Source organism: Streptomyces capoamus (assembly GCF_014654935.1).
GTDB classification, from domain to species: domain Bacteria; phylum Actinomycetota; class Actinomycetes; order Streptomycetales; family Streptomycetaceae; genus Streptomyces; species Streptomyces capoamus.
Genome location: NZ_BNBF01000004.1, coordinates 43,897 through 55,616 on the forward strand (window position 1 = coordinate 43,897; position 11,720 = coordinate 55,616).

Genomic DNA, 11,720 nt, shown 5'->3' on the forward strand with positions numbered 1-11,720 from the left:
GGGCGAAGGAGAAGGCGGGCGGTACGTAGTCGACGCGGCCGTGCGGTACGACGGACAGCGGGTCCTCGCGCACCGGCAGCCCCAGCTCCACGCGCCACGCGTTGAGCGGCGGCAGGACCTCGGCGGGGTCCAGCATGTTGCCGAACCCGGAGGGCGTCGGAAGCTGCGGCACGCCGAGCAGTTCGGCGATGAGCACCGAACTCATGTCCATGCCGTCCCGCAGGATCAGATCGGGGCGGAAGTCCCGGGCGAGGGGCAGCAGGATGTCCAGCTGCGGCCTGACCGCCGCCCCGGCCACGCCGCGCATCAGCAGCCGGCTCAGCTCCGGCGCCGGCCTGGTGAGGTCGGGGGGCTCGGGCAGACCGGCGAGGTACGGCCCCGCGGCGGCCAACGGGTCGAACCGCCCCAGCGGGGTCCTCACTTCCACCTCGTCGTCACGGAAGACCGGGGCGAGGGCGTCGGCGGTGACGACCAGCACCTGATGGCCGGCCTCGGCCAGAGCACGCAGCAGGGGCAGTTGGGCGCGCCCGTGGGAGGGGCTGCCGAGCGTGGTGCACAGAACCCGCATGGGGGTGGGCCTTTCGGTAGAGGACTCTCGGGAAGGATCGGGGAACTCCGGGCGGGCAACCGCGGGCAGCCGCGGGCAACCGTGAGCGTTGCGGACAGGTGCGGGCAGCAGCCGTGGGCGGTTCGGCCGGGGAGCCGTCCGCGGCGCGCGTCCTTCAGGCCACCGGTGCCGGTGCCGCGGGGCGTCCGATGCCCCGCCAGCTCAGCCCGGCCCGCGCCAGCAGGTCCGCGTCCAGCAGGTTGCGGAAGTCGTGCACCTCGTGGCCGGTCATCCGCGCGGCGATCGCCGCCCAGTCGAGGTCGCGCAGCTCCGGCCACTCGGTGAGGACCAGGCAGGCAGCGGCCCCCTCCGCGGCCCGTACCGGGTCCGCGACGACGTCCACGAGATCGCTCAGGTCCGGCCGCTCCTCGCACAACGCCGGGTCGTAGGCCGTGAGTCCGGCGCCCCGCTCGCGCAGCAGCCGGGCCACGGCGAGCGCGGGTGAGTCACGCAGGTCCGAAGTGCCGGCCTTGAAGGTCAGGCCGTACAGGGCGAGTCGGAGGCCGTGCAGGGAACCGTCCGTGCCGCGCCCGCACGAGGCGGCCACACGCGCCACCAGACGGTGCTGGTGGGTGACGTTGGTCTCGATGGTGGCGCTCAGCAGCGGGAAGTCGATGCCGGACCGGTCGCACACGGTCAGCAGCGCGTGCGTGTCCTTGGGCAGGCAGGAACCGCCCCATCCCGGTCCCGGCCGCAGGAACGCCGGGCCGATGCGCGGATCACGCCCGATGCCCTCGGTGACATCGTCGATGTCGGCGCCGAAGCGCTCGCACAGGGTGGCGAGGTTGTTGGCGAACGAGAGCTTCATCGCGAGGAAGAAGTTCGCCGCGTACTTGGTCAGTTCGGCGCTCGCGGGGTCGGTGAGGACCAGGGGTGCGTCGAGTGCGGCGTACAGGCCGGCCACGCGCCGGGCGGCGGCCGGGTCGGCGGAGCCGATCACGATGCGGTCGGGGTGCAGGAAGTCGTGGACGGCGCGGCCCTCGCGCAGGAACTCCGGGTTGCTGACCACGGTCACGTCCGCCCGGCCGAGCAGTGCGGCGACGCGCGCGCAGGTGCCGACGGGCACGGTCGACTTGTTGACGACGACACAGCCGGGTGGCAGCACGTCCCGGATCACCCCGGCGACGGCCTCCACCGCGGCGAGGTCGGCGGCACCGCCCGCTCCCATGGGCGTGGGCAGGCACAGGAACACCACCTCGGCCTCGGCGACGGCGCCCGCCGTGTCACCGGTGAACTCCAGCCGGCCCGCCGCCAGGGCGTCCCGCACGGTCTCCGGCAGACCGGGCTCCAGGATGTCGACCCGGGCCCCGCCGAGCCGCTCGACCTTGTGGGGGTCGGCGTCGGCGCACACCACGGAGTGTCCCAAGGAGGCCAGGCAGGCACCGGTGGTCAGGCCGACGTAGCCGGTTCCGATCACGGCGACATGTCGAGCGGGCCGAGCGGGCACGGAGCATCACCTTTTCCGGTCGGTGGGGCCGCGCGCGGCGGCTCCGGCAGGCGTGTCGGGCCCACGCGCCGTCGCGCCGCGCGGGGCGACCCGGGGCGGGCCGGCACGTCGTACGGCCCGGTGGAACGAGTCTGATGTCACCAAGCGTTGACCTGTCCCAGGTATGGCATGGGGCGCGAACACAAGTCAACGATTGGTGACAACGGTCGGTGACTTTGAGACAACCGCTTCACCCTGGACCATGGGGCGGGCAGCGGGAGGTCCGCGGGCGATGGAGGTGCGGTGACGTGACGGGAGTCCACGACAGCGAGGCGCCGAAGGCGGAGACCTGCCGACCGGCCCACAGGCGCTCGGCCTCGGCCACACGCACCGCGCTCAGGTCCGCCGCCGCGTTCCGCTTCGGCAAGTACGGCTACGAGGGCACCAGCGTGCGCGACATCGCGGGTGACGTGGGGGTGGACGCCGCCCTCGTCTACCGCTACTTCGGCTCGAAGGAAGCGCTGTTCAACGACGTCGTGGGCGCCGGGAAGATCTTCGAACCCCTGCTGGAGGAGCCGGTCGAGACGATCCCCGACTGGTTCTGCGCGCTGCTGTCGGGCACGCCGAAGGAGGGCGACTTCCCGCACCCGGTGCTGTCCGTGCTGCGGTCCTCCGGCCGGGGCGAGGCACTGGCCCGGCTGCGGGCGGACTTCACGAAGGTGTTCACCGAGCGCCTGGCCTCCCGCCTCGGCGGCCCCGACGCCGAGCTGCGCGCGGAACTGCTGGCGGCCTGGATGCTCGGTACCAGCCTGATGCGCACCGAGATACGTCCGCCGGCCCTGATCGCCGCGTCGGACGCCACGCTGGAGCAGTACCTGCGGGCGGGCATCGACGTCCTCCTCAGCCCGGCTCCGCGGGACGGCGCGGGAACGGCTGGATCCGGGGCCGGGGGACACGCCGACGACGACCGCTGAGCCGCCGAGGGCCGGGCCGCGTCGGACGACCGCCCTAGGAACGCCTCCGGGTCACCAACGCCACGACGGTCCCGATCCCCGTGAAGAGAAGGCCGATACCACCGAAGACCAGCGGCAGCAGCCACAGCGAGAGGAACGAGTCGATGCGCGCGTCGCCGGGGGAGTCCGCCTTGTAGAGCACCTCGACCCGCTCACCCCGCTCGTACGCCGGCGGGCTGGACCCCGTGGAATCGCGGAAGGTCCGCCGCGTGCCGTCCGCCGCCGTGAACTCGACCACCGGGTACGCCGCGGGCCCGTCGTCCACCCGCCTCCTGCGGGACACCCCGCTGTGGTCGTCGTCCCGCCACTCCAGGGCGACCACCGTGCCCCGGGCGTGCTTCGCGTCCGCCACGAACGACACCGACACACCCGCGAAGACCAGCCCGATGACCAGGAAGAGTCCTCCGAACGCGATCAACCCGAACGTGATCCACCGGCGGGCTCCCCGGCCACGCACCTGAAACCGCACGACATCCCTCTCACTCGGGCCGGACCGAAAGGGAAGCTATCGCAGCCGGGGGTGACGGCGGGGAGGCGGGGGCCGCTCCCGCAGCCCGGCCGCCCGGCCGCCCGGCCGCCCAGTCGTGCAGCCGTACAGCCGTACGGACCGCGGCACCGGTCCGCGGTCCGTACGCTGGTGGTGCTCAGGGCTGTCGGGCGGTCAGCCCGCCTTGGCCGCCGTGCCGACCTGCGCGAGGGCCTTGGCGAGGCCGTTGGCCCACAACTGGTTGACCCGGGCGCGTTCGGTGCTGTTGGGGTAGCGGTTGGTGCAGCTCGTGCCGGGGCCGCCGCCCGACATCAGCTCGCTGCACGGGCCGCTGTAGTGGTCGGGGAGCCCCAGGACGTGGCCGGTCTCGTGGGCGGCGACCCGGATGGAGTCGTACTGCTGGTTCTGCGCGTAGTCCAGGAAGATGTAGCCGCGACCGTGGCCGTTGGTGGAGGCGTAGGACCCGCGCGGGTCGCTGCCCTCGTAGTAGGCGAAGTCGCCGCTGCCCGTGGTCGCCTGGAGCTTGACGTTCGACACGGAGCTGTTCCATATGGACGCGGCGCTCGATATCTGCGAGCGGAAGCTGGGCGCCTGGGAGGGGTTGTAGTAGACGGTCACCACCTTCAGGGAGGGCTGGGCGGCCTGCCTCTTGGCGACCGACTTCAGCACGGCGTCGAAGAACGCCTTGTTGCCGGTGTTCTCGGCCGCGCCGACGTAGCCGGCGGTGGCGGCCCGGGTGGGGGTCCCGGCGGTGTTCGTCGCGCTCGCCGGGCCGGCGGTACCCAGCGCGGCAGAGGCCAGACCGAGGCCCAGCGCCAGGGCCACGAGTCTCCTGGAGTTCTTCGGCCCGGTGCGGGTGGGGAACGACGCCATGGGGGGCTCCTTCTCGTCCTGTGGGGTTGAACGATCGGTTGCCAGTGAGTCTCGGGCAGGCCAACGGGGCGGGGGATGATGGCAGTCGGGGATAGCCCGGTGCTATCGGTGGCCGACTCGTCCAGTTTCGTTGGACCTTGAACATCTGGTGTGGTGCCCGGTGCCGCCCTACGCTCCTCCCATGGAGCTCGAGGTGAGGCATCTGCGCGTGCTCTGCGCCATCGCCGACACCGGCAGCTTGCACAAAGCGGCACGGCAACTCGGCCTGGCGCAGCCATCCTTGAGCACCCAGTTACGGCGCATAGAGCGCGCTCTGGGTGCTCAGCTCTTCGTGCGGGCCCGGACCGGCTGCCGCCCCACCACGCTGGGGCTCGCGGTGCTGAGCCGGGCCAGGCCGCTGGTCGCCGAATTCGCCGCGATCGTCACGGAGACGAGGGCGGCGGCGGCCCGTGCCGCCGGTGGGTACCAGCTGCGCATAGGAGCCACGGCCAGCCGGGCCATCCCCGGCTGGCTGCGCCTGCTGCGGGCCCGGGGCCCGGGGTACGAACCGACGCTGCAGATGAACGTGTCCGCCAACGCCCTGCTGGGCATGGTCGCCGCCGGCCGGCTCGACATGGCCTTCGTGCACGAGGTCGAGGGCAGTCCGCTGCGCATCCCGCCCGGCCTGTGCCTGCGCGTCCTCGTCGACCGCGAACCGCAGTTCGTCACGCTCGCCGCTGACCATCCCGCCGCGGCACAGCCGGAAGTGAGCCTCGCCGATCTGGCCGGCGATCGCTGGATGGTCGACTCGACGGTCGACGGCGAGTGGGACGGACTGTCCCGGGTGCTGCGGGACGCGGGCCTGAACTCCGAGATGCTGCACGGCGACTACCTCACCGCGTACTCGCTCGCTGCCACCGGCGAAGTGGTCACGGTCAGCCAGCCGACCGCCCATCCCCGTCCCGATCTCGCCATCCGCCCGGTGAAGGGCGATCCACTGGGCGTACGGCTGCTGCTGGCGGCCCGCAGCGAGCACGAACTGGACGACGTTTTCCCCCAGTTGGAAGCGGCCTACTGGGCTGTGGCCCTTGATGCGCCGACCTACCGGCAGTGGCTGGAACGCGCGCGACCGCAGGCCGCGTCCGAGGCCGCGATCCAGTCGGGCTGTCCCGCTCCGCCCTGGAGAGCCGTGAACCGCCCCGACCGCCGGCAGCACCGGATCGAGCAGGATCGTGCCGCTTGCTGCCCGGACCGTCCGGTCCGCTGACCGCCACGGCCGGCGGGCCCCGCATCCGGAGGCCCGCCGGCCGTGACCGCCCGCAGGAACGCGGCACGTCGCTGCCGCCGATGCGGCACGGGGACGTGCCGAGCCTCCTGGGCGTGCGCCCTCAACCGGTGACGCGGGCCACCGGTATCCACAACTGCGCGTCCGACTGCGCCGGATCGTCCTGGGACGGGCGGGTGTGCAGGATCTCCGGCCCCGGACGGTACTCGTACGGGTTGGACGGGATCCACTGGGCGGCCACGTCCCCCCACATCCGCTGCAGCGCCTGCGGGAACGGCCCGGTGTTCTCGAACACGGCCCAGGTGCCCGCCGGGCAGTCCAGCACGTCGAGGTCCTCGAAAACCCCGGCGGCCGTGGTCACCACGCCGTGGTAGTAGTCCAGTTCGCTGCCTTCCTCGAAACCGTCCGACAGCCGCACGGTCGCCGACACCACGCCCTCCGGCTCCTGGTCCGAGAGGTCCTCGATCCGCAGCATCGTCTCCGGCGGGATGCTCCTGACGTGCTCGGCGATGTGCGGGTTGGCGCCCTCGTAGATCAGCGGGACACGTGCCTTCCTGCCGACGACCCGGAATGCTTCCTTCTCCACGATGCGGTACCGCATGGTGTTGTTCCCTTCGACGGTGAGGCGGAAGGACAGCCTGGGCTGCGAGTTCAGAGCCGCGCCGGTACGCCTGGCCTCGCCGGGACCGACACCGTGCACGGCGCGGAACGCCCGGGCGAAGGCCTCCCCCGAGGTGTAGCCGTAGCGGACGGCGATCTCCAGCAAGGTCGGCTCCCCGGCCAGCACTTCGGCCCCCGCGACCGTCAGCCGACGGCGTCGGACGTACTCCGACAGCGCCATCCCCGCCAGTGACGAGAACAGCCGCCGGAAGTGGTACTCCGACGTGACCGTGATGCGGGCCAGTGCGGACACCTCGATGCGCTGGTCGAGGTGACCCTCGATGTGCTCCATGGCCTGGTTCAGCCGATCCAGCAACCCCGGCCTCCTTCCCTTTCGATCACCACGTTACGAACGACCAAGCCTGCCGCACCCGACATCCTGTGCCCGCTCCGGTCGGGTGCGCGCACCTGCAACGCGGTGCCGGCCCCCGCTGCTGGAGCGGGGATTGCCTACGGGGCGGCTCCGTGCCTGACGGGAGTGGTCGAGCGCGTGAAAAAAACTTGCACGGTGTGTGCGTGCGGGGGCGAAGCAAGGGCATTCGGTGGCCAGGAGGTTGATAGATATGGTTCCCCTGCTTCTGGTTCTTCTGCTGGCTCTGATCCTCTTCGGTGCGGGCTTCGCGCTCAAGGCACTCTGGTGGATCGCGGTGATCGTGCTGGTCGTGTGGCTGCTGGGCTTCGTCGTCCGGACGGCGGACGGCTCCGGCCGCAAGGGCCGCTGGTATCGCTGGTAGGTGCGTGCTCCTGTGCACCGGGAGGACGGTGGGTAGGGAAGGTTGACGTGGGCCCGGCCGGGGTGGCCGGGCCCACGTCGTGTGTCAGGACGCGACCGGTCCGGTCGCCCGGGAGGGATCGCGCATATCGGACGCGCAGCCGGGTACGTGTGTCATGCACCGGCCTCGCGGAAACAGCAGTGGAAACCTGCACCTCCTATCTCCGCGGGGCCGGTGCTCCGTGCGAAGTGCTGATGCGGTCCGTCGGTTCGTGGTACGCATCATGGGCAGACCGATGAGGAGTGGGCGACGACCGAGCCGTCGCCGGCATCGCCCACGGCGAAGGAGTGGCCCCGTGACCAGTGCCCCTGTGCCCTTTCAGGTGTACAAGGAAGGTACCTACCTGCACGGTACGAAGGCGGACCTCGCACCCGGGGACGTGCTGACCCCCGGCTATGCGTCCAACTACGAGGAGGGGCGCACTTCCCGCCACGTCTACTTCTCCGAGACCCTGGACGCCGCCGCCTGGGGCGCCGAGCTGGCGGCAGGCGACGGGCCGGGGCGGATCTACGTGGTGGAACCGACCGGCGACGTGGAGGACGATCCCAACGTCACCGACAAGAAGCTCCCGGGCAATCCCACCCGCTCGTATCGCACGCGCGGGCCTGTGCGCATCGTGTCGGAGCTCGAGGACTGGGTCGGGCACTCCCCGGAGCAGATCGAAGCCATGCTGAACGGACTGGCCGACCTCCGCCGCCGCGGCATGGCGACGATCCTGGACAGACGTCCGGCACCGAGGTGCACCAGGGTGCGGCGGACGGGGAACGGCAGGCCGCGGGGCGTCAGCCCTGACGGGCCTTGAAGCGGGGGTCCTTCTTGTTGATCACGAAGGTCACTCCCCGCCGGCGCACCACCTGGGCACCCGGCTTCGCCTTCAGCGAGCGCAGGGACTTGCGTACCTTCATCGGGTTCTCCTCCTCGTGGAGTGCGTTCGTGGCCGGGGCCGGCGTGCGCCGGGGCCGGCGTGCGCCGGGACCGGTGTGCGTGTGATCAGCGTTCCTCGCGGAACAGGACGTGCTCGCCGGCGACCCGGTCGTACTTGCGCAGGATCAGCCGGTCGGGATCGTTCTGGCGGTTCTTGCGGGTCACGTAGGTGACCCCGGTGCCGGCCGTCGACTTCAGCTTGACGACGGGGCGTGCGGTGCTGCGGGCCATGAGGTGCTTGCTCCTTCCGTCTGCCGTCCGAGCCCTTTGTCTCGAACATGCCAGACAGAACGCTCAACGACGGCACCCGGTGACGCATTCCCGGCGGCGGCGCCCGTGCCCTTCTCCTCCCGCCCCTTCTCCTCCCGGCGTGACGCGAGTCACACCGGCCGCGCGTCACGAACCGGACGGCAGCTTGCGTCTGGTGGTCGTCCGCACGGCGGGAACGACCGACACGGAAGAGACGGCAGAGCGATGCGCGCGACAACGACAGCACAGCAGCACGAGGTCCTGGTCCTGGGCGCCGGCTACGCGGGGCTTTCCGCCGCGATCCAGCTCGCGGCCCGCACCAGGAGGCGCGGAAACCTGCGGGTGACCCTGGTCAACCCCTACGAGACCTTCACCGAGCGGCTCCGACTGCACATGACCGCCACCGGCCAGGAGACGGCCGCGATGAGCATCCCGGAACTGCTGGACGGCACCGGCGCCCGTTTCGTCCAGGGCTGGGTGACCGCCGTCGACGCCGAGGCGAAGACCGTCCGGATCGACGACGACCGGGTCCTGCGCTACGACACCCTCGTCTACGGCCTGGGCGGCGTGGCGGACACCACCGCCGTCCCCGGCGTGGACGACCACGCCTACACCCTCGACGGCCCCGAAGGCGCCGCCCTCCTCGCCGACCGGCTGGCCCGGCTCGGCAGGGGGACCGTGGTGGTGGGCGGGAGCGGCCTCACCGGGGTCGAGGCCGCCGCGGAGATCGCCGAGCGGTACCCGGAGCTGCAGGTGGTGCTGCTGGGCCGGCGGGAGCCGGGCGCGAGCCTGCACCCGAAGGCCAAGGCCCACCTGGACGCGGCACTCGCCCGGCTCGGCGTGCGGGTGCGCAGCGGCGTCGAGGTGGTCAAGGTGCTGCCGGACGGTGTGGAGCTGGCGGACGGCTCCGGCATTCCGGCGGGCGCGGTGCTGTGGACCAGCGGCACCCGTGTCCCGCCGCTGGCGGCCGCCGCCGGCCTGACCGTCGACGAGCGCGGCCGTGTGGTCACCGACGGCGCGCTGCGCTCGGTCTCCCACCCGGACGTCTACGCCGTGGGCGACGCCGCGGCGGTCCGCCAGGGCTACGGCGTGCTGCACGGGACCTGCCAGAGCGGCATGCCCACCGGCGTGCACGCGGCCCTGTCGATCCTGCGGGTGCTGGGCGGCAAGGAGCCCAAGCCGTTCCGTTTCGGGTACTACCACACACCTGTCAGCCTGGGCCGGAACGACGCCGTCGTGCAGTTCACCCACCCCGACGACAGCCCGCGCCGGATCGTGCTGACCGGCAAGCGGGCCGCCAAGTACAAGGAGGCGGTGTCCGCCGCGCCATGGCCTACCTTCGCCCGTATGAAGAAGATGCCCGCCTCGGGCGCGTTCTGGCCGCACGGCGGCCGCTACACCCGCACCCGGAGCGCCAAGTGACGCAGCCCCAGCAGACCGACCGCGACCAGCTTGCCTTCCAGCAGTACCGCACCCTGCTCTTCTCCGTCGCCTACCGCGTCCTCGGCACCGCCGCCGACGCCGAGGACGTGGTCCAGGACGCCTGGCTCAAGTGGTCGGGAGCCGACCGTTCCCAGGTGGCCGACCCCAAGGCCTACTTGACCCGGATCATCACCAACCTGGCGATGGAACGGCTCCGTTCGACTCGCCGCCGGCGCGAGACCTACGTCGGGCCGTGGCTCCCCGAGCCGATCCTCACCGGCCCGGACACCGCTGACGGCGTCGCCGCGGCGGACTCCGTCTCCATGGCCCTGTTGGTCGTGCTGGAGACGCTGAGTCCCCTGGAACGCGCGGTGTTCGTGCTGAAGGAGGTCTTCGCCTTCAGCCATGCGGAGATCGCGGAGGCGGTGGACCGTTCGGAGGCAGCGGTGCGGCAGGCCGCACACCGCGCCCGTGAGCACGTCCAGGCCCGCCGGCCCCGCTTCACCGCGGACCGTGCCCGCCAACGGGACGTGACGGAACGCTTCTTCGCGGCGACGGCGGGAGGCGACATCAACACCCTCATGGAACTGCTCTCGCCGGACGTGACGCTGTGGACCGATGGCGGCGGCAAGGTCCGCCAGGCCCTGAAGCCGGTCGTCGGTCAGCAGACCGTGGCCCATTGGTTCGCCATGCTCGGGAAGGCGACCTACCAGGGCATCGAGCCCGGGCAGATGCGGGCGGAACTCACCTGGATCAACGGCGGTCCGGGCGTGGTCTTCCGCGGCCCGGACCGCGTGGTCGCCACGCTGACCTTCGACTTCGACCCGGAAGGCCGAATCTCGACCCTTCACAACGTGGCCAACCCCGACAAGCTCGGAGCGGTCACCGACGGCATCCGGCACGAACTCATCTGACCCGTCGGGCCGTTGTCACCGCTTTCCGTGCGCCGGAGGAGGCCTCTCGCATTGCGCCGCTTCTGTACGCGTTTGCCAACCCTGTGGCGTCGTGCCAGCCTGGAGAACAGGTGGGCACGGGCCGGAATCCGACAGCGAGAGGGAACCGCTGACGTGAGCACGCACGCCGCCCCGGCCGAGCCCCGGAAGGTCTGCAAGGAGACAGGGACGACGAAGCCGACGAGGAAGCCCTCGCCGACCGCCACGACGCCGCCCTCGTCGTAGTCGGGGCAGGAGTAGCCCCCGTCAACGGGAATCCGTTGACGGGGGCGTTCTCGCATCCGTCCGCGAAACTCGATGCACACTCGATGCGACTTGCCCTCGCACCGGTGCCGGACGGACCGTGGCCGTCAGACGGGGAGCCGCCGGACTAGGAGCAGGCCATGAGCGCACTTGCACTGATCGAAGCCGAGCCCGTGCCCGTGGCGCACCCGGAGGACGAGATGGCCCTGCGTTTCGCGGCCGGCGACGAGGACGGCATGGAGGCGGTCTACCGCCGCTGGGCCCCCCTCGTCCTGTCGCTGGCGCGGCAGTCCCTGGGCGACGGCTCGGAGGCCGAGGACGTGACCCAGACGGTCTTCCTCGCGGCCTGGCGCGGCCGCGACGGCTACCGTCCCGGCCGCGGACCGCTTCCCGCCTGGCTCGTGGGCATCGCCCGGCGCAAGATCGCCGACGCGCTGTCCGCTCGTACCCGGCGCACGGACGTGGCCGCGGCAGCGGCACGCGAGTCGGCCGGCTCGCCGGACCGGTCGTACATGCAGGACGCGGTCCTGAACCGCGTGGACGTGACCCGGGAACTGCGCCGCCTCCCCGAGGCGCAGCGGCGGGTGCTGTGCCTGGCCTTCTACGGTGACCTCACGCAGACGCAGATCGCCCACGTCACCGGCTGGCCGCTCGGTACCGTCAAGAGCCATACCCGGCGCGGACTGCTGCGCCTGGGCCGGAGCCTGGACGCCGGGGCGGCGGAGTGAGCACACTGAACGGACGGCGAAGAAGGGGACCATGTGACCGCCGTGAACCCGGCCGCACAGCCTGATCCGAGACCGGTCGCCGTACCGGTCGACGCGGG

The 11,720-nt window shown here is 71.8% G+C and carries 13 protein-coding genes and 1 pseudogene; 7 read left to right on the plus strand and 7 right to left on the minus strand.

Annotated features, from left to right (window positions below):
* Positions 1-568 (minus strand): glycosyltransferase family protein (locus IE312_RS39255; RefSeq protein ID WP_502266964.1); only part of this gene is annotated, 568 nt, incomplete at its 3' end.
* A gap of 154 nt (positions 569-722) precedes the next feature.
* Positions 723-2,024, minus strand: a complete 1,302-nt coding sequence (locus IE312_RS08330) for a UDP-glucose dehydrogenase family protein (protein ID WP_189979848.1) — start codon at positions 2,022-2,024, stop codon at positions 723-725.
* A 317-nt stretch (positions 2,025-2,341) separates the two neighbouring features.
* On the opposite strand from IE312_RS08330, the gene IE312_RS08335 reads away from it, so the two are divergent.
* The gene (locus IE312_RS08335; protein ID WP_189979850.1) at positions 2,342-3,007 is read left to right on the plus strand and encodes a TetR/AcrR family transcriptional regulator; all 666 of its coding nucleotides are present in this window, start codon (positions 2,342-2,344) and stop codon (positions 3,005-3,007) included.
* A 34-nt stretch (positions 3,008-3,041) separates the two neighbouring features.
* Here IE312_RS08335 and IE312_RS08340 read toward each other — a convergent pair whose 3' ends face one another.
* Both IE312_RS08340 and snpA read right to left on the minus strand, forming a co-directional pair.
* Positions 3,042-3,464, minus strand: coding sequence for a DUF3592 domain-containing protein (locus tag IE312_RS08340; protein ID WP_229899335.1), 423 nt, complete (start codon positions 3,462-3,464; stop codon positions 3,042-3,044).
* A 243-nt stretch (positions 3,465-3,707) separates the two neighbouring features.
* Positions 3,708-4,406, minus strand: a complete 699-nt coding sequence (gene snpA, locus IE312_RS08345) for a snapalysin (RefSeq protein ID WP_189979854.1) — start codon at positions 4,404-4,406, stop codon at positions 3,708-3,710.
* 181 nt (positions 4,407-4,587) lie between these two features.
* Here snpA and IE312_RS08350 point away from each other — a divergent pair, with 181 nt between their 5' ends.
* Positions 4,588-5,652: a LysR family transcriptional regulator gene (locus IE312_RS08350; protein WP_189979856.1), complete on the plus strand. Its 1,065-nt coding sequence runs from the start codon at positions 4,588-4,590 to the stop codon at positions 5,650-5,652.
* Positions 5,653-5,773: 121 nt separating this feature from the next.
* On the opposite strand, the gene IE312_RS08355 is transcribed toward IE312_RS08350, so the two are convergent.
* The gene (locus tag IE312_RS08355) at positions 5,774-6,646 is read right to left on the minus strand and encodes an AraC family transcriptional regulator (protein ID WP_189979857.1); all 873 of its coding nucleotides are present in this window, start codon (positions 6,644-6,646) and stop codon (positions 5,774-5,776) included.
* A 247-nt stretch (positions 6,647-6,893) separates the two neighbouring features.
* On the opposite strand from IE312_RS08355, the gene IE312_RS08360 reads away from it, so the two are divergent.
* On the plus strand, positions 6,894-7,064 hold the full coding sequence (locus tag IE312_RS08360; RefSeq protein WP_189979859.1) for a DUF5670 family protein: 171 nt from the start codon (positions 6,894-6,896) through the stop codon (positions 7,062-7,064).
* Between the two features lie 334 nt (positions 7,065-7,398).
* A pseudogene (gene arr / locus IE312_RS08365) lies at positions 7,399-7,824 on the plus strand (NAD(+)--rifampin ADP-ribosyltransferase); the annotation flags it as partial.
* 61 nt (positions 7,825-7,885) lie between these two features.
* Here the strand turns inward: arr and ykgO are convergent.
* Together ykgO and rpmG are read right to left on the minus strand one after the other, a co-directional pair.
* Positions 7,886-8,008 (minus strand): type B 50S ribosomal protein L36, encoded by a 123-nt coding sequence (ykgO, locus tag IE312_RS08370; protein WP_006130958.1) that lies wholly within the window; start codon positions 8,006-8,008, stop codon positions 7,886-7,888.
* Positions 8,009-8,093: 85 nt separating this feature from the next.
* Positions 8,094-8,258 carry a 50S ribosomal protein L33 gene (rpmG, locus tag IE312_RS08375; protein ID WP_189979863.1) on the minus strand — a complete coding sequence of 55 codons (165 nt, stop codon included), beginning with the start codon at positions 8,256-8,258 and terminating at the stop codon, positions 8,094-8,096.
* 243 nt (positions 8,259-8,501) lie between these two features.
* Here rpmG and IE312_RS08380 point away from each other — a divergent pair, with 243 nt between their 5' ends.
* From IE312_RS08380 to IE312_RS08390, 3 genes are all read left to right on the plus strand, one after another.
* A complete protein-coding gene (locus IE312_RS08380) occupies positions 8,502-9,698 on the plus strand; it encodes an NAD(P)/FAD-dependent oxidoreductase (RefSeq protein ID WP_189979865.1) in 1,197 nt (398 codons plus the stop codon).
* Complete coding sequence (locus tag IE312_RS08385) at positions 9,695-10,612, plus strand: RNA polymerase sigma-70 factor (RefSeq protein ID WP_229899337.1); 918 nt, start codon at positions 9,695-9,697, stop codon at positions 10,610-10,612. Before IE312_RS08380 ends, IE312_RS08385 begins: the two co-directional genes overlap by 4 nt.
* A gap of 422 nt (positions 10,613-11,034) precedes the next feature.
* Positions 11,035-11,622, plus strand: a complete 588-nt coding sequence (locus IE312_RS08390; protein WP_189979869.1) for an RNA polymerase sigma factor — start codon at positions 11,035-11,037, stop codon at positions 11,620-11,622.
* Positions 11,623-11,720 lie beyond the last annotated feature (98 nt).